The organism is Rufibacter sp. LB8 (assembly GCF_014876185.1).
Lineage (GTDB): Bacteria > Bacteroidota > Bacteroidia > Cytophagales > Hymenobacteraceae > Nibribacter.
Genome location: NZ_JADALJ010000002.1, coordinates 27653 through 50678, shown reverse-complemented (window position 1 = coordinate 50678; position 23026 = coordinate 27653). Strand labels below are relative to the sequence as shown.

Below are 23026 nucleotides of genomic sequence, written 5' to 3'. Positions count from 1 at the left end.
TTTTCTGTAAAACACCCCAAAAACGGCATAAACGCTTTGGTCTCACCTTACGGTTTAACCATTAAATCAAAAGCGATTAGTGTTGCTCTTCGCCCTCATGGTGCTGTTGGGCAGCGGCGGCAGAATCCAGCTTTTCGCCTGGCTTCACCTCCTCTAGGAACATGCCGCACTTAGGGCACTTGCCCTTCACATCGCTCACCACTTCCGGGTGCATGGGGCATGTGTAGGTAACGCCCGCCACCTGTGCCTCTGAGGTTGTCCCCTCGGCTGTTTTCTGCTCAGTTCCAGAGCTGTCGCATGATGAGAATAAAGTCACGCCGAAGAAGGCCAATGCAATGGTTACTTTCAGAGTTTTCATAAAAAGGTATGGTTGGAAGTTTAAAAAACACAGACTTAGCCTACAGGGCCCAAAAGCGCTCTGCAAACAATAAAAATAGACAGGAGTCAGCCTCAGTGGTTCTAAACTGAAGGGACTCTATCTGGCAAGGGTTATAAGAAGATAAGGCCGTAAATTCCGGAATCAGGACATCATTGCCCCTTAGAGGCAGGGGTAAAAGCAACGCCTTTAAACGTCAGATTACATATCGGCCAAGGAAGCCAATCGCTCTGATCTAGATCGCTGAATCGAATTTACAGGATAGAAGGCAGCCCAATAGAAAGGTTAGGCGCGGCTTCTAAAAAGAAAGGAAATCAAATAAGGAAAGTCTGATGCAGGATGCCAATGTCTCGCCCGGAGATGGGCGGGGGCAGGGTAACATGGGGAATGGATTCCAGGATAACCGGGCGGATGGTTTCGGTAAAGCTTGGAAAGCTTACGGGCACATTCGCTATCTGGACAACCTGTTGGGAAGGAGAGTTAAAGCTGGCTTGGGCTGTCGCACCTCTGGGCATCACACAGGAGAAGTCACCACAGGACTTCATCGGGCCTTTCGAACCCTCTTTACAGCAACAGCTTGGTTCTGCAAAAAAGCCTATCTCAGCATCTTTACCCCCTGAACATTGAGACCCGGCCACGCGGAACCCCATCGTGGCCATTGAGATGGCAACGATCAGGCTAAGGTGTATGAATCTCTGTAGTAAGGTCATCCTGTGGGATTTGATTCAGTGCCAAAACGTTAGCCGGCCAGAATTGTTGTCAGACTAGCCAAGTTCTTTGTGCAAAGATAAAAATTATTATGCATTATCTAATTATATATATTTTTATAGTTTATACAATTAGGTAAAGCCTCAATGTCAATACATTACTGGATTAATGTTGACTGCTTAAAGAAACAGTGCCAAAAATTGATAAAAAGCTGTATCCGTAATGATGTAAGCCCATTTAGTACCCCTGTGTCTATTACTTTAAATATCACTTTTCAATATATTGTTTATAGTTTGCTTCTGATTCAAAGTAAATAACTTCATCATCAATGGCACCCTCTTTCAAAGCTATAAACGCATTGGATTTGTCCACTTCCTGCCCTGACACTGGGTCTAGGCCTACACGAACCTTGCGGTCGGACATGATATTTTTTACACACATCTCGCAGCAACCGTAGTACATTCTTCCTTCAAACTTAATGGGGAGTTGTTTCTTCCCCATATAGGCATCATTCACCATACAGACAAGGTCTTTGGGTAATCCCTCTACTGTCATAGTCGGTTGTAGTTGTTCATTCTGACCAAGTGCTTTTGGGCCAGACTTTAAATCTGTACGACCCATCGTTGAAACCACTTCTTCAGGTTGATTTGATTCTTGCCCAGACAAACAGGAAGTCAGTACAAGTACAACAAAAACTGAAGGGAGAAAAGTTATTACTCTCATTATTTTGTTTTAGGTATCAAAAGATTAATATTCAATCTGCCTTAGTACTACAAAGAAAAATACTAGCGCTACAGCCACATAGATTAGCCATCTCGCCCATTTATACCACTTCTTTGCGGGTTGTTCATCGCCCGTTTTACAGCAATCCCTCACCTATATGGTTCTTTGGCTTAGGAAAGCTTTTCAGCCTTGTAACCTGATTTTTCTACGGCCTTGATCACTTCTTCCTCACTCAGTTTATCGCTGGTCACAGAAAGGATTTTCTTCGGACTTTGGGTATCTACTCGCCAACTGCCCTCGCCGATCGCCTCATTGAGAGAAGGCGTCGCTTTGGCAATACATGAACCGCACATGATATTTGTTTTTAACTCTAGCGTCTTCATAGCTGTTTGTTTCTTTGGTTCTAACACTGCAAAATTACCTATGTAATCCCTAAGGATGTTACAGTATTTTGGAAAAGATTTATACTATATTGGTGAGCTACAGTTTCAGCCATTTCAAGCGCAAACTGTAGCTCACCACGCTGACACTGCTCAAGGCCATTGTCGCCCGCTACCAAGGGTATCCGTTGACGTTTTAGATAAAAGCCCAGAATAGGTTCTGCCTGATGGTTGCAACGTCTTTTGGGGGAGTCTGATGGCCTTCGGTATCTTGGATAGCTCAGAGGGAATAATGGTCATCTTGGCGAGCCCTTTGTCATCGATCAGGGCATCCGGGCGCAGTGCTCGCTTTCCACCCGGATAGCGGAAGGTTGGATGGTTTGCCTATTTTCTTTGTCTCTTCCATGTTTTTCCATTGAGACAAAACAAAGGTGCCATTTATGCAAAGTGTAGGCTGTACATAATTTTGAAAAGATGTATAGATTACTCTACGGATGAAATAATAAGTATCCGTGTCAGCCCTTTTATGTGAGGCTGTCTATGGGTCTGAGGAGAGGCAAGCCGAGTAGCTTGAACTGGGATGGGGTAATGCCGGCAATCTTCTTGAACTGGTTGGAGAGGTTCTGGATGTTGCTACACCCCAGGTTAAAAGCGATTTGGCTCAGCGTCTCCCCATTGTAGGCCAGCAGCTTTGTTTTTTCTCAGTCTTCTGCAGGATGAAGAACTGCTCAATTTTGATGCCCTCCACCTCCGAGAACAACTTGCTGATAGCAGAGTAGTCCCTATAGATATTTTCGCCCCAGTATTTACTTATCATAAAATGCTCCTCTATCCTTCCGGACCGCACTTTCGGGATAAGTAGGCTTTTGACCTGTTCCATCATCTGTTTTTATGGTCGTCCAGCAATTCAAAGCCCATTGCTTTCAAATCTTAAGCAAGCTGCTGCAGTTGGTCATTGAATGGTTCCTCGGTCAGCCCCACCTCACCCAGCCGCACATAGCTTGCCTGCAGTTTATTCTTCTTTAGAATTTCTCCAACTGATGTTACAACAGCGGGTCAGACCATATTTTTAACCATGAGGTGCATATGCCAAAGGTATTAAGTATCGGTGATGGTGCTTAAAGAAAACAATGAGCTGGAGATTTATAATGGGGCCTGTCACACTTTATTAAGTAAGATATCCTGAGGAGATGTCAATGTCTAGTTTTAAATGAGGTGCTTGTATTAAAGGTCTTGCTATCATGGGGAAGGCGGGTATTGAACCTTACACTTAGACCGATCTTTGCCTTACGCTTACTGCGCAATTTTCTGAAAGCCGACTAAGAAAGAAGGTTATGTTCAGCAGAAAACCTGTTCTGGTTACGGTACAAACAGTTGAAGTTTTCAAACAGCGTCTATTTGTAAAGCACCTTCCAAGATTTCTAGAATAAAAAGCCTTCTATCAGGTTGACAAAAGGCACAAGACCAATTGCACGGATTTTTTCTATTTATTGGTTTGAAAAATAGAGCAACGTGATTATAAGGGAGCTATTGGGGTTGAAGAGTGGGAAACGAATAGCTGACGTAGCATAATCAGACTTTTCTCCTTATCCAGACATGTTAGAAAAAGAGGAAGGCTCTTTTAAGTCTTCCGTACAATATCGATTAAAGATCCTCTGTGCCTGAACAGCCTGAAACTCCCCTCCTCTGCTTGCCTTGAAACCGGATTGGTTCAGTTTCCCGGCAATGGCCAGCCAGGTCAGCTTTTGCTCCTTATAAAGACGGATCAGCTCGGCCGCTCTTCGATTATTATCATTGTCCGCGGCTTTTTTCTTGATGGCCTCCACCCCAAGTTCCCGGCCGGTATCGGTCAGGTTATCCAGGTTGCCCAATTTCCGGCCCCGCGCTTTCAGCGCTTGGAGCGCCGCCTTGGTGCGCTTGCTTATCTGCTCCCGCTCGTGCTGGGCCATGGTTCCCCATATACCGATGTTGAGCGTATTCATCTCAGGGATGTCCAGGCACAGCCAGTTGATGTTGTTCTTCTCCACCCTTTTCTTAAGCTGGAAAAGGAAGGCCCCCTCCCTGCTCAGCCGGTCCAGCTTGGCGATGATCAAAGTGGCATTTTGCTTTTTCGCCGCCAGTATCGCTTGCTCCAGAAGCGGGCGGTCGTCGTTCTTGCCCGACTCATGCTCGGTGAACTCCCGAATGATACCGTCCGGGTTTTTGGTGAAGGAGATGACGGCGGCGCGCTGGGCCTCCAGACCCAGGCCGCTCCTGCCCTGCTTGACGGTTGATACCCGGTAGTAGGCGATGTACTTCTGATACTCCATATATATAAGAGTGGCAGCTGGAATTTCAGGTGCTGTTTTGCAACTGCAAAAACATATGGCTTTTCTCCCCTGCCGCCCTTTTAATTTTACTTTTTGCTAAGTTACCCCCTATTTTACAAATCAGCAACGAACGTTCCTGATTTGTAAAATAGGGGTGGATGTGTGTTATCTAGAAAATTATGTTAAATTAATTTATAAGCATGCTTTTCTCTTTAACAACTCTCTATTCTAATTTCCCATCCACTCTTTATATATAATATCTAAGAGTCGGTTGTTTGTATGGTACCGCAAAAACATATTACTCTTTTCCCAAATTCTGTAACGACTTCATCTTGGGTCAGCCGTAAATTTGATAAGAAGAAATAATGATAAAACTATATGGGAAATGATATAAAAGCTCCACAAGCACCGGTTTTGGCTTCAGAGGGAGTGGCTTCACAGGTTTCCATGCCAGTTACCGGCATGACCTGTGCAGCTTGTGCGGTTAGTGTGGAATCCATGGTTGCCAGCACGCCGGGCGTTACCCAGGCCAATGTCAACTTTGCGACCCAGACTTTACAGGTGACCTATAATCCGGAGAAGGTGCAGGTAACGGATATGCAAAAGGCGCTTCAATCGGTCGGGTATGACTTGATAATAGACACTGAAAACGCCCAGGAAATCCAAGAGCAAACCCAGCAGAACCATTACCGGGAGCTCAAAAGAAAGACTGTTATGGCGGGGCTACTTACGTTGCCTGTGGTAGTCATCGGGATGTTCTTTATGGATATGCCTTATGGCAATTGGATAATGATGGCTTTAAGCGCCCCGGTACTGTTTGTATTTGGGCGAAATTTCTTTGTCAATGCCTTTAAGCAAGCCCGCCATGGCAAGGCCAACATGGATACGCTGGTAGCTCTAAGTACCGGTACTGCTTTTGCTTTTAGTGTCTTCAATACGGTAAATCCGGGTTTTTGGCATGCGCGGAACTTACATCCCCACGTATATTTCGAGGCAGCTGCGGTTGTCATTGTTTTTATTATGCTGGGAAAATTGCTGGAAGAGCGGGCAAAATCCAGTACCTCCTCAGCGATTAAAAAACTGATCGGGTTGCAGCCTAAAACAGTTTGGCTTGTTGAGGGAGACCAGGAACGCGAAGTGCCCATTTCAACTATCCAGAAAGGAAATGTTCTTCTCGTGCGTTCCGGCGAAAAAGTACCGGTAGACGGTGAAGTGTCCTCCGGCTCTTCTTATGTTGACGAATCGATGATAAGCGGGGAGCCGGTGCCGGTTTCCAAAAAAATGGGAGACAAAGTGTTTGCCGGAACAATTAACCAAAAAGGCAGCTTCCGCTTTACGGCTGAAAAGGTGGGCAGTGAGACTCTTTTAGCGCAAATCATTAAATTAGTGCAGGATGCCCAGGGTTCTAAAGCCCCGGTGCAGAAATTAGTCGATAAAATAGCCGGGATTTTCGTGCCCGTTGTGTTTGTTTTTGCTCTTGTCACTTTGGCTACTTGGCTGTTTTTAGGCGGTGATAACGGCCTTTCACAAGGATTACTGGCTTTCGTAACGGTGTTGGTTATTGCCTGCCCCTGCGCTTTAGGTCTGGCCACCCCCACGGCTATCATGGTAGGGGTAGGGAAGGGAGCCGAACATGGTATCCTGATAAAAGATGCCGAGAGCTTGGAACAGGCACACCGCCTGAATGCTGTTATTCTAGATAAAACCGGCACCATTACCGAAGGCAAGCCAGTAGTAACGGATGTTTTCTGGTCGGAAGAAGCCCGCCCACGTTTCAAAGAACTGCAATCCGTGCTTTTCTCCCTGGAACAGCTGTCAGAGCACCCTTTAGCGGAAGCCGTAGCCCGCCACCTGCGGGAAGGCGCGGTCCCATCTGTGGAGATAGATGGGTTCGATAGCGTAACCGGAAAAGGGGTGAAGGCAAGCTGGCAGGGACGCTTCTACTTAGTGGGCAGCCCTAAGTACATGGCTGCAGAGGAAATATCGGTTTCAGGCGAACTGTCCAGTGTGGCCGAAAATTGGGCAGAGGCGGCCAAAACCGTGATCTATTTTGCAGAGGAGGGAGAGGTAGTGGCTATCTTGGCCATTGCCGACAAAGTGAAAGAGACATCGGCTAAGGCGATTGAATTACTGCAGCAAAGGGGAATCGAGGTTTATATGCTGACTGGTGATAATGCCCGAACGGCGGCTTCAGTTGCCCGGCAGGTGGGGATTCAGCATTTCCAAGCCGAGGTAATGCCAAGCGAGAAGGCTGATTTTGTGAAGCTTCTTCAAAGCCAAGGCAAAGTCGTAGGGATGGTAGGGGACGGGATTAATGACTCTCAGGCACTGGCGCAGGCAGATGTAAGCATCGCAATGGGGAAAGGTTCGGATATAGCCATTGACGTAGCCAAGATGACTCTCATTACCTCTGATTTGCAATTGTTACCGAAGGCCCTGAAGTTATCCAGGTTGACCGTGAATGCCATCCGGCAGAATTTATTCTGGGCTTTTATCTATAACCTCGTCGGCATTCCAATCGCAGCTGGCTTGCTCTATCCTTTCTATGGTTTCTTATTGGACCCTATGATTGCCGGGGCGGCGATGGCGCTGAGTTCGGTTTCAGTAGTTGCTAACAGCCTGCGTTTGAAAGCGCAGCAGCTATAAGTTTATAATGCGTTTCCCAATTGTAAAAGCCTAGGGCTGGTCAGACTGGCAGGCCCTAGGCTTTTAAATCTATTGGTTTTTAATCTGGTTCCGTAACAACTGGGCGTTGATGGCCACAATAACCGTACTCATGCTCATCAAAGCGGCTCCGATGGCCGGTGATACCATAATACCCTGTTTATATAAAACTCCTGCCGCCAAAGGCAAAGCTATGACGTTATAGGCAGTGGCCCATATGATATTCTGAATCATCTTACGGTAAGTAGCTTTGCCGAAAAGAATCAAAGAAGCAATATCCTTTGGGTTGCTGTTGACCAGGATAATATCGGCGGTTTCAGCAGCAACATCTGTTCCGGAGCCAACAGCAATACCCACATCCGCTTGCGCCAATGCTGGGGCATCATTGATTCCGTCGCCAGTCATAGCCACAAATTCACCCTTGGCTTGTAATTCCTTTATCTTCTCCTGCTTCTGATGGGGTAATACGTTGGCCAGAAAGCCATCCATCTGCAAGGTGTCGCTCACGCTCTTCGCCACCCGGTCATTATCACCGGTCAGTAAAAGGTTCTTGATGCCGTTGGCCTTGAGGATCCTTATTGCCTCGGCGGATTCCGGACGAATCTTATCCCTCAGGCTGATAAAGCCAGCTACCGTTTCATCTATCAACACATAGACTACCGTTTCTACCCCTTCCTCCGCATCGCTTTCCGGAACCTGAATACCGAATTCTGAAATATAATTAGGGCCTACTACCTTTACTGACCTGCCCTCCACGGTGCCTTCCAAACCTTTTCCAGGCAGGTAATTGAAGCTTTCTGCAGTGGGAATGGTAATATTTTCCGCCTTTACCTGCTTTAAGATGCCTTGGGAAATATAATGTTCTGAATTTTGCTCCACCCCAGCGGCAAGTCGCAGCAGCTCTTTTTCCGGATAGGCCGGATGGAAGGAAATAATCCGGGCCAGTTGGTGGGAGCCTTCGGTAAGCGTACCGGTTTTATCGAAGATGATAGTGGTTATCTTGCGGGAGTTTTCAAAGGCCGTCCGGTTCCGGATTAACAGGCCGTTTTTAGCGGAAATTGCCGTAGATATGGCTACTACCAAAGGTACCGCTAAACCGAGCGCATGCGGACAGGAGATTACCATTACCGTCACCATCCGCTCCAGGGCAAAGGCCAATTCTGCTCCAATCAAGAGCCAAACGGTAAAGGTGGCAAAACCTGAGAAGAGGGCGATATACGTCAACCAACGGGCGGCTTTATCCGCCAGGTGCTGCGTGTCTGATTTAGTTTTCTGGGCTTCCTGCACCAGGCTGATGACTTTGTTCAAGTAGCTCTCTTCACCGGTTCCTTGCACCTTTACTTTCAGAGAGCCGGTCCCATTTATGGAGCCCCCTATCACCTTATCGTCTTTTACCTTCTGCGCGGGCTTGCTTTCGCCGGTGAGCATGCTTTCATTCACATAGCTTTCCCCCTCCTCTATAAGGCCATCAGCCGGGATCTTCTCGCCTGGCTTTATCAGTATCAGGTCGTTTTTTTGCAGGGCATCAATCCTGACATCTACTGTTTCCCCCCCTCTTATGACATGCGCTTCGGAGGGCATGAGACTAACCAACAGCTCCAAGGCGCGGGAAGCTCCTAAAACGGATTTCATTTCTATCCAGTGGCCCAAGAGCATGATGACGATGAGGGTAGCCAGTTCCCAAAAAAAATCCATTCCCTCCAGTCCGAAGACGATAGCGGTACTGTAGAGGTAAGCTACCGTTATTGCAATTGCAATCAACGTCATCATGCCGGGAGCCCCCTTCTTTACCTCATCCCTAAAACCGGTCAGGAACGGCCACCCCCCGTAAAAGAAGATGACAGAAGACAGGACAAAGGCGATGTACATGTTAAAGGGTATTTCCAGCCGGTACCCCAAAATATCCTGTACCATCGGGCTAATGATGATGACCGGTACCGATAGTAGCAGAGAGACCCAAAACCTTTTCCGGAAATCATCGATCATCATGGCATGATGGTCGTGGCCGTGCTCCCCGTGCCCAGAAGGGTGCTGTCCCTCGTTGGGTATCGCCCGGTTATGGGCATGTAAGGTTTTCTCGGCTATTTTCTCCGCTGCCTCTGTGCCTTTAGCATTCCTTTCGTTGTTCGGATGGTGGTTATGATGGGAGTGGTCCATAGTCTACGGGTTTAATTGAGGATGATTCGGAATAAAAAACAAAGGGGTAATTTTGTAGATTACCCCTTTGTTTCTGCTCTTCTATTAAAGTGGCTCTATTGAAGTGGCTCTATTTTGAAGCCAGCTTTCTCAACCGCCTCTACTACTTCCTGCTCGCTTACGGTACTTCCTTCGACAGTTAAAATTTTATCAGGGTTATTAGTGTCTACTTGCCACTTCTCCACACTTTTTTCACTGTTTAGGAAGGGGGTAACAGTGGCTATACATCCACCGCATTTGATATTGGTTTTAAATTTCAGAGTTTCCATAATCGTTCAATTATTGTTTGGTTTTCAACTAAGACATATGGCACAAGTACTCATTTAGGCACTCAGCTTTCTTTCATAAAAATACCCATTGACTTAGGTTAATGTGTGACATAATTTTTAAAAAGCGTTATACTATTTTGTTCATCTGAAAAAACGATTGACTATTGTTGTCTTTCCGTACAGCCATTATAGTTTCCCTTGAACTACTGATAGACCCTAATAACTGTCCCTTTAGAACCTGACGGTCAATCCTCCCCCCGCACCAAACCTGTTATCATAGTTTGCCATAAGCGAGAAGGTTTTAGAGATAAGATATTCAGAACCGATTCTCCAGACTATTTCCCTCGTGTAACCATCTCCGCTGCTTACATTGCCTTCTCGCGTATCTTTTACCCAACCAAAGTCAGCTTGGTATTCAAACTCCCCGAACAGGAAAGTCCGGGGGAATACAAGTACCTCCCGGGCTAAGCTTACCTGGGGCCGGAGTTTGTTGTCAATCCGAACGTCCAGGTTAAAAAGGTACGGAGTTAAGTACCTGAAGCCTACAATGGCCGTGGGTTGTATTTCGTCAAGGCTATTGTCCTCTTCGTTTTCCACGTTGACGCCTCCGAAAACACTGAGGTAGTCATATAGGAACCGCCCGTAGGTAAATTCTGCTTCCAGGTTCTTATTCCAACCGTATTCTGCGTTTAAAACAAACTGGTTCCTTATGTTGGAGGACACGAGGTTAAGTTCAGTCATATGGGAGGCTGCGTCAACGACACCCCAGGTAAAAAAATGATTGCTTTTGTTTGTGAGGATAGATAGAGGATAGCGTTCCAGCCTTTCGTCCCTGGGGGTACCGTAACTAAAGACCCGTGCCATGCCCGCGTCCATGTGGTACAGGACATGGCAGTGGAAGAACCAGTCGCCGTACTCATTGGCATCAAATTCAATGACTACCTTTTGCATGGGAGCCACGTTTACGGTATGCTTCAGAGGGGAATATTCTCCGTTCCCGTTGATAACCCTGAAAAAATGCCCGTGCAAGTGCATGGGGTGGTGCATCATGGTCAGGTTGTTAAGGGTAATGCGCGTTACTTCGCCTTTGTTGATTTTTATTTTGTCCGCTTCTTTTAAGGGCACTCCGTTCAGGCTCCAAATGTAGCGCACCATGTTACCGGTTAGGTTCAGCACCATTTCCTTAACCGGTTTACCGGTTGGGAAATCTGTTTTCTCCCGCGATTTTAAGTAATCATAGTTGTATTCAGCGAACATGCCCATGCCGGCCATGCCTTGCTCACTACTTTCCTGACCCATCCCTGCCATAGGCATTCCGGAGCTTGTGGCTGATTTTCTCATGGAGGCAGTATTCTTCCCATGGTCCATTCCACTAGCGGACACCGAATCCGTTTTTATTTTCTCCCCCGATTTTTCCATTTCCATCTTGTTTGCCTGCCGGTTTGCTCCTTGGTGGGACATGTTGGCATGGCTTGTTTTAGAGGTGGCCAGAGAATCTTTAGAATTACTCATCCCATCTTTTCTCCCTTTCTGCATCTTGCCAACATTAGCCGGGTCGTGATTCATTCCGCCCATTTGCCCCATGGCCATTTCTCCTTCCATCTGCATCCCCCACTTGTTCATCATTTCAACAGGTTCTTCCTTGCCCGGATTGAACTTGGAGGCAGGAGCCCCCATTCTCATTTTCATCCCGGCCATTTGCTGCATCATGGCTACTTTATCTGGCCGGGGCACATCTGGCGCGCTAAGGGCAGGACCTTTCCCGAAGAAGGCGCTTGTTTGACCGGAGCCATCCTGCACGGTAGCCCTTACCTCCATTCTGCCGTTTTGCGGAATAGTGACAATGAAATCATAGGTTTCAGCTACGGCAATGAATGTCTTGTTCCGTTGCACAGGCACTACATCCAAACCGTCGGCGGCTACCAGCAGCGGTTCTTCTCCGCCGAAGGTCAGCCAGAATTGGCTGGAGGCGGCGGCATTTATGATGCGTAGCCTTACTTTCTCACCCGGTGTAAACTCCGGGTATTCCTGCACAGGTTGACCGTTGGTAAGAAAAGCAGGGTAGTAAATATCGGCTATATCGGCCCCTTCCATCCGTTGCCTCCAGAAGTCAAGCTGCGCCCCCAAGGCCCCCCTTGCTATGACCATGCCCAGCGGGGTTGACGTACCTTTCTGTATATCATAGATCTCTAGCCCGCGTTTCAGGTTCTTCAAGACATTCTTTGGCTTTTCATAAGTCCAGTCAGACAGAACCACGAAAAAGTCTCGGGCGTAGTCCAACGTTTTTTCTTTGGGTTCGATAACAATGGAACCATATACGCCAGACTGTTCCTGCAGGCCGGTGTGGGAGTGGTACCAATAGGTGCCCGCATGCCTTAAGGCAAACTCATATTTAAGGGTTTTGCCCGGTTCAATGGGAGGTGTGGTCAGATAAGGAACACCATCCTGGAAATTAGGCAGCAGCAAGCCATGCCAGTGCACGGAAGTTTCCACATCCATCTCATTTTTGACGTATATGACAGCGTAGCCTCCTTCAGGAAACCGCAACGTAGGTCCTGGGATAGACCCGTTTATGGTCAGGCCCATACTCTCTTTACCAGCAATATTTACATTTTTCTGGCTAATGGAGATGTGATAGGTAACGGTATCAGTTTGGGCAGTCGCCTCTTTTCCAAACATTAAAAGTAATATAACCAGTGCTACAACCGGGGGAGTGAGTTTTTTCATATTCAGGTCCTTACATAATTTATATAAAAAAACGTCTCTGCTTTATGGCGGAGACGTTTTTTTAATCAGATTAAACGTTAGTAGCTTTTATTAGCCAACAGCCATTCTTGCAATTCCTGAATCTCCGCCATCTGAGCGTTTATCATCATATGTGCCATTTCTTTGATTTCGGCGCTGGTGCCATGCTCCATTACAGACCTGGAGTTCTCAATAGCGGATTGGTGGTGTACACTCATTAGTTGGGCAAAGTCCTGGTCTGTGTCTCCGGTCAATACCTGCAAGTCGCTCTGTTTACCAGATTTTTCCATTGAACTCATCAGCTCCATATTGAAAGTGTTGTCGGCTGGCTGGTCAGGCTGATAAGAGGTGATAAAAGCCTGCAATTCCGCTATTTCTTTCTGCTGCTCCTCTTTTATCTTCTGAGCCATGGCTCTGATGGTTGCATCATCTCCAGTATTTAATTCTTCATTTGACATGTCAATGGCTCCCTGGTGGTGCATAATCATCATTCGGGCAAAGGCAATATCAGGGTCTTCGTTCATGGACATAGCTTCCATTTTATCCATCATGCTATGCATAATAGACATCATTGCATTTTGGTCATGAGGTTGAATCGCAAGCCCATCATCTTCATCATCACAAGATGTTAAAAGCAATGAAGCGGAAAGAAGTACCAAGCCTAACCGAAAGGATAATAAATTTTTCATATTCATAGTAGATTTTTATAAGTCAAAATACTATTATCTTACTTATACCTTCATGATTAGTTTTGCACAATTAAGGATTAGACTTATATATTTTATGGTGTCTTTAGGAAGCGCACACATCACTTCAAATGGCTTTTAGGGAAATATCAGTTGAGCAGGATAATTAACAGAATACAATAATCAAAGACATAAAGACTTTCTAGAAAATGCCATTATGATTTTGAAAGTGAATCTCAAATGAGTAATCTGTACTTCTTGAAAAAAAGTTTTTAACTAAATAGGGATGTAAATAGGCAGTAATATTGCCATTTACATCCCTTCAGTATTGGTACATTAAATTATAACGCGCTCCGGCAGGCTTCTTCACAGGCTTTACAAGCTTCTGCACACTCTAAACAATGCTGCATGTGTTTATGGTTTGCGCATTCAATTCCACATTCCCGGCAGATATCGGCACAGGCTTGCAACAGTGTTTTAGCTACTTCTGAATTGCGTGCCAATGCGCTGGCGGTAAGCTTACAGATGTCGGAGCAATCACGGTCCAGGCGAATACAGCGGGCCATCATTTTAACATCCTGCTCCTGTAAACAGGCATCGTAACAATGGTCACAGGCAGCAGCACAAGCATTAAGGGCTTGTATAACGGATTGATATTGAGAATTGTGCATGGTAGTAATTAGTTAGGTTTTTTAACATTGTAAACTCTATAGTTTTACCCTATAGGGAAATATATGTTTTTAATTATCCTTGATTAGATTTATATAATTTGGGCGTTGTTGTACTTTTTCAGCAAACTTTACTGTTATGGGACCACCGACCAAAGATGCTTCATCTTTCAATATTTTATCTCCATCAGCAGCAGGGGTACAGGAGCCTTTGGATACTTATGCCTATTATATTAATTCGGAGGAGCGTCTTTATAAAGTAAAATGACACCATGTACTACCGATAGAGCTTCTGAGGCTAAATGATGGGGGAATCTATTTGTATAATTTAAGAAAAGGATGATATAATAATGCAGATTAATATAGTGGTTATCTCCTGTCTCCCTATTTATGGGCATTTATTGGCTAGAAAACCACAATTCCATATTTTAAATCCTTTTGCTCTATCCGCCCTAAATAACTAGTCCCTGAGCACTTCGTATAAAACGCTTATCCAAAGAGTATAGCTGTATTCTAATATATAGGGCTACAATAAGCTATGCACCAAAGAGGGAATTGGGAATTGGCAAAATATGATTCAGGATAGAAACAACTACTCCAAATGAAAAACAACCATTATAAGAAGTTCTTTTACATGCTAACAGTATCGTTTGCAATCATGTACGCGGTAATGTTCTTAAATGTGGACCAAGTAGAACATATTTATCTAAGTGCTACAAGGGTCTATACTACCTTATTGATGGTAGCGCCTATGGCCGTAGTAATGTTATTGATGATGCGGAACATGTATGAAGATAAAAAGTTAAACATGATAATTTATGCGTCAAGCGCTATTGTGTTTATTGTAGCCCTGCTTTTTTTAAGAAACCAAGTCTTAGTTGCTGACGAGCAATACATGAAGGCAATGATCCCTCATCACTCTTCCGCCATCATGGTTAGCCAAAAAGCCAATATCAGTGACCCTGAATTGAAAAAACTGGCTGACGAAATCATCAAGTCCCAAGTGAAGGAAATTGCCGAAATGAAGGCTATCCTGAAAAGAATGGATGAAGAATAATTTATTTCCAAACATAGTTCTGATGCTGTTTACCGAGACAAACCTCCATCAGGGTTCTCTTGAACTAAGGATGAGAAAGTAATTGATGTGCTAGAATAAGTTCTTCATGAAATTAAAAATGCTACTACGATAGGTGAGCTTATACTAGGTGATCACCTCTATTTCTGCCGGCAGCATATCTTCTTTTTCCCATAAGATTTACATTTTAATCTCTAAACAAAGGCTATGAAAAACAATAAGTTTAATTCTAAGTGGGTGGCGATGCTTTGCGGGGCCTCCTTGTTCTTTACCGCCTGTAGCCAAAACTCCGGTGAAACGGAAGTGGCCTCCGATAAGGAGAAAACAGAAGACCATTCCGGCCACAACATGGAAGCTGGGAAGTCAAATGAGATGATGGACCTGATGCACGAGAATATGACGGCAATGCAGGAGGTCAAAATGACCGGAAATCCGGATGTGGATTTTGCCAATTTAATGGCCACCCACCACGAAGGAGCGATTAAGATGGCCCAGGAAGAGGAAAGCAATGGGAGTGATACAATGCTCGTCAACATGGCTAAAAAGAGCCAGCCGAAGCAAAAGGAAGAGCAGGACAGATTAAGAGATTTTGCTCAAAACAACCAGTCCGCAACTGGCGATACCGCTGCTACCATGAAGATGATGCAGCCTATGAAAAGCATGATGGGCAACATGAACCATAATATGGCTGGTACCACCGACCATCATTTTGCGAGCCTGATGAGTATGCACCACCAAAGCGGTATTGACATGGTAAAAGTTTATCTGCCTCAGGCGAAGGCACCGGAAATAAAAGCCATGGCTCAGAAAATCATGGATGAGCAGCAAAAGGAAAAGCAGGAGTTGGATGCGTGGCTGCAAGAGCATCCGCAATAGCAAGAATTTATACATTGTTTTACAAAGGAGAACCTTCAAATGAGGTTCTCCTTTGTAATTTTATGGATGTTTCAATTTAGGTTTACAGTTCATCCCCGCTCAGGCCCACTACCCTTAGTATCTCTGCTTGGAAGCCTGCTTCCTGAAGGGCATTCTCTATGGCCTGGGGATTTAAATCCTTGCCGGAAACACTCAGCACATTTTCCTCCGTCTCTGTATCTACTTGCCAGTTGGATATACCTTCGATTTTTTCCAGATAGGGAGCAACGTTCGTTACATCGCTTTGATTACTAATGTTTGTTTTGAATTTTATGATTTCCATACTATTTCAGTCTTTACTTTAGTTCTATGATTGTTACTTGTTACGTCCAAGGGAGTTTCCAATCAATCAACCCTTTGTTGTTTACTGTCTTGCAACTTCGCTTTTAGTTGAACAATAAAAACAAAATTACCTGATCGGAGACAAATTGGTTTCTAAAGCTGAGTGTGTCTAGTAAAGCACATAAGAGAGACTGCAGTCCTTACTTCATATTTATTAGGTCTAACGTCTAGCACATGAGCTATTCCGGTTGCTGGGGAGAATATCCTGAAAAAACATGATTTTTATGTCTTCTTTCTTTAGCCGGTTCACAACGTGCCGTTTTTGTAGTAGTGCCATTGCGCTGTAAAAAGGTATATTGCCTTTTATCTTTCCGTAACAAGCTGCTATCCCTCCTCAAAAATGCTATGGCAGAACATCACTCCACCATTCCTCGCCTGAAATCCCAAATCATAAACAAACTCTTAATCCGAGATTTGGAGGAATGGTTATTTAGCAATAATTTTTGTCGGCAACACCGCCAGAACTAACCGTCACTTGTAAATAGGAGCATAAGAATACTTCGGTTGCTTTATAGCTGCTGGTCAATGTCCGGGGTTATACTAGCTTATTGATTGATTTTAAATCCTCTTTAAAGCAGTGGTGAGAATTTTGGAGAGGGAAGGTTACAGCAATTGCCTTTCCCTTTTTAATGGTTTTTCTTGTTCAAGCTGTGGTAAATTAACTACTTTAGGGTGTGTCATTATCATTTTTAGTTCAGCTAAAGCATCTCCTTAGATACCTTTTACTTAAAAATGCGGATACCTGCATTACAGAAAAGCACTTTAAATCATTAACTCAATGATGCGAATGCATCTGGGAGCTTGGCAGTTCCTTTACGGACAATACAAAATCAAAGGTGTACAGGTTACCTGCCAGTAATAGCTGCACCCAGGCCCTGTAGATACCCTTGGCAGAAAAGGTAGTATGCAGTACCAGCGTTTTCTGTTCCACCATTGGGTGGACATGCAGATACTCTTTGCTCTCCAGAGGGATCATCACCACATGCGCCTTGGCACCTAGGTAATCACCCAAAGAAGCTACCGGTACCAAAGCACCATCCTGAGTAATATGTACTTTGAAAGCCCCAGGGGCACTCTCCTCCAGGTATACGCTTACATCGCCCACGTTAGACACCAGCACTTCATTTTGGAACAGTTGCGCACTTTTCTCTACGCCCTCCACCTCCACCGTCCTCCTAATGACTGCCGGTGCATTATTTAAGGGCTTTATGTCACAATAGAGCAAGAATTTGCCCCCGTGGGGGAAAAAGAGGTCAACGCTGTAATCAGTGCCTACCTTTTTTGGATGCTCATGGGAAAAGAATGTAAGATCCTCTGATACTACTATCAAGTGGACATCCTTGGTATGTACTTCCTCCAAGGCTACAGGGTTCTTTCCTCCGTCAGTAGTGGAAGGAATGAGCAGAAGGTTGGTAACCTCTTGCGCTTTAATGGGTGTTGACCCTTCTTGCAACCTAATATCTATCATGCTCTCAGTTTTAATAGTTGTTCACACATGCTGACATTGTTTCCTTGGTGGTTTGCGGGTGGCATTCTGTTTTCGGCTCTGCCGCTTTTTCCAGCTTCATCCAGTTTCCCCTAATGAAGTTAATGGTCAGAGCACCCGCCCGGAAGATAATATCGATGCCAATGGCTATCCAGACCCCAGTAAGTCCCCAGCCAAGGTAAATGCCAAGGAAATAAACAAGGCCTGCCCTTATCACCCACATGCCCACTGCTGTAAGGTACATAGGAAAGGTGGTATTGTTGGCTGCCTGGTAGGCCCCTGTCAGGGTTATAAGTACCGCAAGGAAAGGCTGGAAGGCTCCAGACACCTTCAGCGCAATGCCAATGTTATTGATCACTGCGGCATCTTCGGTGAATAAACTGCCGGCCCAATCCCCAAAGAAAAACAGGAAGGCCCCTAGGACGCTCATTAAGCCTAGGGCCATCCAAGAGCCGAGCTTGGCATACGTGGCGGCCGCGTCTGTCTTTGCGGCGCCTATCTGTTGCCCGGCCAAGATGGTAACGGCCGTGGCGAAACCATACCCCACCATATAAGATATCACCTCCACATTGCCGGCAATCTGATGGGCGGCGAACACGTCGGTCCCCAAGGATACTATGAAACCGAAATAGACAATCTGCCCCGCCCGCATGAAAAGTACCTCAGCTGCCGCAGGACTTCCCAAGGAGGCAAGCTCTTTCTGATGTAACCAGTCAACCTGCCAGTAACTCTTCTTGAAGGCTAACTTCTCTGAGTGTTGGATATAGTAGATAAGCAGAAGGGTGCCTAACAGGCGTGAGGCCACTGTCGCCAACGCCGCGCCGGCCACCCCCATTTCTGGGAAACCCCAGACCCCAAAGATTAGCGCATACCCTAAGGCGGCGTGTATGACATTGATGATGATACTCACTTTCATGGGAGAGCGGGTATCTCCGGCCCCTCTGAGGTTTGCGCTAAGCACAAACATGAGAGACATGAAGATAGATGGAATGGCCACGATCCTGAAGTAAATCTCGCCTATGTCCAGCACCTGTTCCTCAAGGCCCATGAGCATGAGCAGGGGCCGGGCAAAAAACAAAGTCACAACTCCTGTAAGAACCCCAAAGAGAACGGCTAGTATTAACGCCTGCTGGCCTATATGCCTTGCTCTCTCCGCGTTGTTTGCCCCCAACGCGTTGGCTACCCTTATATTGGAGGCTACCCCGATAGCCATGAAAACAGCAAAGTAGATGGCAAGGATGGCATTGGTGGCACCCACGGCGGACACTTCGGCTAAACCTATTTTAGATAGGAAATAAACGTCCACAAACCCGATGAAAGTCTGAAAAAAGTTCTCTATGACCGCGGGCAGGGCAAGCAGCAAAATGAGTTTCATTTTACCTGTAAGGGATGGATCCCTTATCTTCTGCAGAATCTCGTTCTTACCTTCCATGTATGCTTTATCTAGTTGCGTAGCTGATCAATAGGTACAAGTGACTGGAGGAGTGCTTGCTACAGCGTCTGGATGGCACATATCCAAGAACCGTTTCTATCTTGGGTGACCGGTTGCAGTTCTTGCCACTCCATCTGCAAAGGAAAAGAAGGATGTTCTTCTTCTTCTTCTTGTGTGTGTTGTTGGCAGGCCAAGAAGAGGTGGGTTTCTAAAAAACCTTCCTCTTTCAGGGATTTCATCAAACGCAATTGATGTTGTATTTCAGACGTCATGTTTTCGCTAGACTGCCCACCGTATACTATAACCTGAAGTGCGTGCTGTTCTTTTCCAGCTATATGAAAAACGTATAGATCAATGGCTTCTTTAGCTAATCCTTCACCATTTGTGTTCACCACCACTTCCTTCGCCTTCCTGTGCAACTGTACGCCAAAATTTTCCTTGGGCAGATTCTCTTGCAGGAAATTGGCAAGGTCATGCACCAAACCTGCTTTATTGTAAATGGTAACCTGCTTAGCCTCCCGTGCATAGTGGATGAACTTTTGAAGATAGTGTCGGAGTTGCATAGAAGGCATCAAGGAAGGGATTGAAAAATCAGTATACTTATGCTACACTATACTTGCTCCTCTTTTACCGGTTATATATAATTATGGATTGTTTCTGCATAATTATATATAACCTAATGGGAGAACAAGTCCTAAACTGCTCTTTAATATCCAATTAGGTATTTTAGCCAAGGCAAGCCTGTCACATATCCCAAGAGCCTGGAATTAAGAGCTTCAACTCATCTACCTTCATATACGTTTACCCAACACGGGACTAATCATGAAGTATTCTATGGGATATTTATATTTCAGCCTAGGTACCATCCTTTTCATGTCTACTGCGCTAGACATCATAAAAACTACCTTATCTTCCAATGGAGGCGGCAAGATCACCGCTATGGTGGCCAAGGCAGTTTAGGACTTTTTTTTTATTTTCTCAGGAAAAAAAGGCAGTTCCAAGCTGTTGCCATATGCCGGGCCGTCCATTCTTGTTTGCATCCTTATGATCTGGATACTGGGGCTTTGGCTAGTCCTATTTCTGATGCTACTTTCAGATGCCGGCTCCATCGTCAACAGCACCACCAAAGCCAACGCCAACGTCCTGGAGAAGCTCTATTAAGCGGGTTTCACCCTGTCCACGCTGGGGGTGGGGGATTTCGTGGCCTCCACTGATCCCTGGCGTATCGTGACAGGGGCGGCGGCTTTCTCCGGTTTGACTTTTATTACTGCCTCCATCACCTATTTTGTGCCAGTACTCTCTGCAGTAGGCCTTGAAAGTAAACTTAGCCTTTATATCAGCAGCATGGGGAAGACGCCACAGCAGATCTTGGCCAATGCTTGGGATGGGGAAGGATTCGCTTCATTTCTTGACAGAAGCCCGGAGCTGTGCCAAATGCTGCTACAGCATACTCTGAACCATTACTCCTACCCCGTCATCCACTATTTTCATAATAACGATCCAAAAATGGCAATAGCCCCAGGTGTTGTGCTCCTAGACGAGACACATAAACTCCTCAGATATGCAGTTTCTGAAAGCGTGGCGAAAGACGAACTAAAGATGGAAATGCTTCAGACTACGCTGTTCACTTTTCTAAAGATGTTAAAAGGGAATTTCATTGAGAAAAGGGAGCTTGAAGAATTAGTGCCTTTGCCAAGTCTTGAAAATCTAAGTGCAAAGGGTATTCCGCTAGAAGAAAAGGACAAGGTAAAAAATGCTTTTAACTTGAAGCTGAAGGAGCACCGTAAGAAGCTTACGTCACTGTTGGAAATGGATGGGTGGTCTTGGCGTAATATCTACCCCTAGGTTACCTTCCGAAAAGATGGATCAAATCTTTTCCTTGGTATTGAACCCGCTATGGATGACTAGGGTAGATACTAAGGCGTTCCGGATCACTTTAGGCTTTCATTACCCGGATGAAAGAAGGGAGATCAAGCTGATATTTAATGTATAGATCTCCTAAGCTTTGAGTTTAAAGTTTTGCTTCTGTTTCCGAACTGCTTTTTGAAGACTAGTCCGGAAACAGAAGCAAAGAAGAAGTAGCTGCTTGGATATATAGAGTAATCCTTAGATTCTAACCGCTTTAGAGTATGTTGGTCGATTTTCAGTTTATGACTATTGAAACTTATTTTGAGTTCCGGGAAGAACTATGATGAAAAAGGATACGCCAGCTTCCATCAATCTTTTTCAGCGTGGATGTCGCTACTCCCTTTCTTTTAATAGTGCTACCGTCCTTTGCCAATATTATGGTATAAGTATAGGTCTCGGTTGCGAATGCGTAAAGGCCGTCTACCATTACCTCCGATTTGTAATCACTATATGTAAAGGATTTGAATGCTTTAAATTCAGGACCCAGATGATGTTCAAGATAATGTGTAAATGTACCTTCCACCCCGCCCGATTCATATATCTGGGAGTTATTGGCAAATAAGGCAGATGCCTTGGTGCCATTCAACGCCTCAATGGCCTCCTTGTAGGAACGCAAGACTTTTTTAGCCGCTTCGGCTTCACGGGTGTCAGCTGCTTGACTGTACACCTGACTTGCTGAGACTAGAAATGACAATAACAAAAACACACTATAAAGACACTTTTTCATTTATATAGTTTTAAAGGGTGACTAATTTATTTTAAGTATCAAGGTAACGGTTTGTAGACATTTTTACGCTAAGGATTTCTTTTTTCTCCTAAAACCAGAAGAAACATAGAACAAGGCAAAGCCAGAAAGGATGGTAACCATTCCGGCAATAGAGAAAATACGCAGTAAGACGTTGCCGATGTTGTCTCGGCCTTGGTAATCCATGGTGTGTAGCATCCAGAGGAAATCGAAAATTCGCCATTTATTATTGCGGAACTTCATGACTTCTCCTAGCTCCGCCGCCACATATACCGTTGTCTGGGAAGGATGCTTCATGGTAACCGCCCAGGCAGGCAACGGGCTCCCACGGTATTCATGGTGGCCATTAACGAATTTTTCCGTAAGGTACTCCACCTTTGAAACTTGAGTTGGCTCCGAAAAGGCATTCATGGCTAACTGAACAGCCTCCTGACGGGAGAGCGCAGCACGCAGGCTACCGGTGGAAGCAATAGCCAATTGAGTTTTCACCGTTACTTTTTCAGCCGCAGCCATAAAATATTGTACCTGATAGTGAGGTTTGCCAAAAACCTCTATTAAGCGAATAGATTTAATAGAATCTGCCGCAGGTAATTGAGCTATAACTTGGGTGGGTGAGACAACTATCAGGTCGGCTTTTAAATTCTGGGGTGCTTTCCAGTTATGGTCGCCATGGATTTCATCCATGTCATTCCAAGAAAAATAAAGCCCGCCCATTGTCCAGAGCATAAATTGGAGACCAAGGAACAGCCCTAGATAACGGTGAGACCTCCGGATAAAAAGGTGGGTTTTACGGTTCATTGAATTTTGACTAAATCTTCATTCTGAGACTGCACATCTGCTAGTTCCTGCCTGCAATTACCATAATAAATTTTGCTTTAGATTTTACCAATGCTTGAAACCTAATCATGAGATCTTTAGTGTGTGTCAAAAGAATAAAACTATCTATATTTCACGATCAGACTTACGGGTTTAACCTATTTTTATCAAAATAAGGCTTAAACCCATAAGTCTGATTACATTTCGATATTAGGGCATGACAATCTATTCTCACTAATTCAAAACCCATCAATGCCCTTTAAATATCAGAATTAATCTTTCAAATGTAAGTACTGTTCACCCGCGATACCTAAACAATATTGGGGTACTAATTATTATTTTACTTTAAATAGCTTACTTGGTATAGTTAAACATAACAGTCTAACCAATCCAGAAGTATATGTATTACAAGGCCTAGGCCAATAAGCCTTGTTTTAGGCACAATTGCCAGTACCACGTAAACAGGAACCAACCAATACTGTTGGAGCAAATGGAACCCGACACTGCATCTGTTAGGATCTACTATAGGGTCTGCCAGCAGGTGGTCAAGGTCTATCAGCATACCGGCCAACATAATAAGGAA

The 23026-nt window shown here is 45.1% G+C and carries 21 protein-coding genes and 1 pseudogene; 5 read left to right on the top strand and 17 right to left on the bottom strand.

Going from position 1 to position 23026, the window contains the following annotated elements; all coding sequences use genetic code 11:
- Positions 1–76 precede the first annotated feature (76 nt).
- The 5 genes from IMY23_RS19450 to IMY23_RS19430 all read right to left on the bottom strand — a co-directional run bounded on the left by IMY23_RS19450 (position 77) and on the right by IMY23_RS19430 (position 4496).
- Positions 77–358 (bottom strand): heavy metal-binding domain-containing protein, encoded by a 282-nt coding sequence (locus tag IMY23_RS19450; protein ID WP_192823949.1) that lies wholly within the window; start codon positions 356–358, stop codon positions 77–79.
- Between the two features lie 993 nt (positions 359–1351).
- On the bottom strand, positions 1352–1807 hold the full coding sequence (locus IMY23_RS19445; protein ID WP_192823881.1) for a hypothetical protein: 456 nt from the start codon (positions 1805–1807) through the stop codon (positions 1352–1354).
- A gap of 170 nt (positions 1808–1977) precedes the next feature.
- Positions 1978–2190, bottom strand: coding sequence for a heavy-metal-associated domain-containing protein (locus IMY23_RS19440; protein ID WP_192823880.1), 213 nt, complete (start codon positions 2188–2190; stop codon positions 1978–1980).
- 521 nt (positions 2191–2711) lie between these two features.
- Positions 2712–2852: an AraC family transcriptional regulator gene (locus tag IMY23_RS20375; RefSeq protein WP_225986692.1), complete on the bottom strand. Its 141-nt coding sequence runs from the start codon at positions 2850–2852 to the stop codon at positions 2712–2714.
- Between the two features lie 921 nt (positions 2853–3773).
- Positions 3774–4496, bottom strand: coding sequence for a recombinase family protein (locus IMY23_RS19430; protein WP_192823879.1), 723 nt, complete (start codon positions 4494–4496; stop codon positions 3774–3776).
- 378 nt (positions 4497–4874) lie between these two features.
- Between IMY23_RS19430 and IMY23_RS19425 the strand changes: the two genes are divergently transcribed.
- Positions 4875–7142 carry a cation-translocating P-type ATPase gene (locus IMY23_RS19425; RefSeq protein ID WP_225986686.1) on the top strand — a complete coding sequence of 756 codons (2268 nt, stop codon included), beginning with the start codon at positions 4875–4877 and terminating at the stop codon, positions 7140–7142.
- 69 nt (positions 7143–7211) lie between these two features.
- On the opposite strand, the gene IMY23_RS19420 is transcribed toward IMY23_RS19425, so the two are convergent.
- The 5 genes from IMY23_RS19420 to IMY23_RS19400 all read right to left on the bottom strand — a co-directional run bounded on the left by IMY23_RS19420 (position 7212) and on the right by IMY23_RS19400 (position 13727).
- Positions 7212–9317: a copper-translocating P-type ATPase gene (locus tag IMY23_RS19420; protein WP_192823878.1), complete on the bottom strand. Its 2106-nt coding sequence runs from the start codon at positions 9315–9317 to the stop codon at positions 7212–7214.
- Between the two features lie 95 nt (positions 9318–9412).
- Positions 9413–9625, bottom strand: coding sequence for a heavy-metal-associated domain-containing protein (locus IMY23_RS19415; RefSeq protein ID WP_181307991.1), 213 nt, complete (start codon positions 9623–9625; stop codon positions 9413–9415).
- 231 nt (positions 9626–9856) lie between these two features.
- Positions 9857–12352 carry a multicopper oxidase domain-containing protein gene (locus IMY23_RS19410; protein WP_192823877.1) on the bottom strand — a complete coding sequence of 832 codons (2496 nt, stop codon included), beginning with the start codon at positions 12350–12352 and terminating at the stop codon, positions 9857–9859.
- Between the two features lie 77 nt (positions 12353–12429).
- The gene (locus tag IMY23_RS19405) at positions 12430–13059 is read right to left on the bottom strand and encodes a DUF305 domain-containing protein (protein WP_192823876.1); all 630 of its coding nucleotides are present in this window, start codon (positions 13057–13059) and stop codon (positions 12430–12432) included.
- Positions 13060–13397: 338 nt separating this feature from the next.
- On the bottom strand, positions 13398–13727 hold the full coding sequence (locus tag IMY23_RS19400; protein ID WP_123132267.1) for a four-helix bundle copper-binding protein: 330 nt from the start codon (positions 13725–13727) through the stop codon (positions 13398–13400).
- Positions 13728–14325: 598 nt separating this feature from the next.
- Here IMY23_RS19400 and IMY23_RS19395 point away from each other — a divergent pair.
- Together IMY23_RS19395 and IMY23_RS19390 are read left to right on the top strand one after the other, a co-directional pair.
- On the top strand, positions 14326–14781 hold the full coding sequence (locus tag IMY23_RS19395; protein ID WP_192823875.1) for a DUF305 domain-containing protein: 456 nt from the start codon (positions 14326–14328) through the stop codon (positions 14779–14781).
- Positions 14782–15006: 225 nt separating this feature from the next.
- Positions 15007–15675, top strand: coding sequence for a DUF305 domain-containing protein (locus tag IMY23_RS19390; RefSeq protein ID WP_192823874.1), 669 nt, complete (start codon positions 15007–15009; stop codon positions 15673–15675).
- Between the two features lie 82 nt (positions 15676–15757).
- On the opposite strand, the gene IMY23_RS19385 is transcribed toward IMY23_RS19390, so the two are convergent.
- The 4 genes from IMY23_RS19385 to IMY23_RS19370 all read right to left on the bottom strand — a co-directional run bounded on the left by IMY23_RS19385 (position 15758) and on the right by IMY23_RS19370 (position 19546).
- Complete coding sequence (locus tag IMY23_RS19385) at positions 15758–15997, bottom strand: heavy-metal-associated domain-containing protein (RefSeq protein ID WP_192823873.1); 240 nt, start codon at positions 15995–15997, stop codon at positions 15758–15760.
- An 834-nt stretch (positions 15998–16831) separates the two neighbouring features.
- Positions 16832–17524 carry a hypothetical protein gene (locus tag IMY23_RS19380; RefSeq protein ID WP_192823872.1) on the bottom strand — a complete coding sequence of 231 codons (693 nt, stop codon included), beginning with the start codon at positions 17522–17524 and terminating at the stop codon, positions 16832–16834.
- Positions 17525–17534: 10 nt separating this feature from the next.
- A complete protein-coding gene (locus IMY23_RS19375) occupies positions 17535–18974 on the bottom strand; it encodes an MATE family efflux transporter (RefSeq protein WP_192823871.1) in 1440 nt (479 codons plus the stop codon).
- A 59-nt stretch (positions 18975–19033) separates the two neighbouring features.
- Complete coding sequence (locus IMY23_RS19370) at positions 19034–19546, bottom strand: hypothetical protein (RefSeq protein WP_192823870.1); 513 nt, start codon at positions 19544–19546, stop codon at positions 19034–19036.
- 601 nt (positions 19547–20147) lie between these two features.
- Between IMY23_RS19370 and IMY23_RS20370 the strand changes: the two are divergent.
- Together IMY23_RS20370 and IMY23_RS19365 are read left to right on the top strand one after the other, a co-directional pair.
- Positions 20148–20261: pseudogene (locus tag IMY23_RS20370) on the top strand (ion channel); the annotation flags it as partial.
- Entirely contained in the window at positions 20262–20819 is a 558-nt protein-coding gene (locus IMY23_RS19365) for a hypothetical protein (protein ID WP_255527044.1), read from the top strand.
- Positions 20820–21138: 319 nt separating this feature from the next.
- Here the strand turns inward: IMY23_RS19365 and IMY23_RS19360 are convergent, their stop codons facing one another.
- From IMY23_RS19360 to IMY23_RS20365, 3 genes are all read right to left on the bottom strand, one after another.
- Entirely contained in the window at positions 21139–21609 is a 471-nt protein-coding gene (locus IMY23_RS19360; protein ID WP_192823869.1) for a DUF4440 domain-containing protein, read from the bottom strand.
- Positions 21610–21672: 63 nt separating this feature from the next.
- Positions 21673–22425, bottom strand: coding sequence for a PepSY domain-containing protein (locus tag IMY23_RS19355; protein ID WP_192823868.1), 753 nt, complete (start codon positions 22423–22425; stop codon positions 21673–21675).
- A gap of 385 nt (positions 22426–22810) precedes the next feature.
- Complete coding sequence (locus tag IMY23_RS20365; RefSeq protein ID WP_225986685.1) at positions 22811–23005, bottom strand: DUF6122 family protein; 195 nt, start codon at positions 23003–23005, stop codon at positions 22811–22813.
- Between the last annotated feature and the right edge of the window lie 21 nt (positions 23006–23026).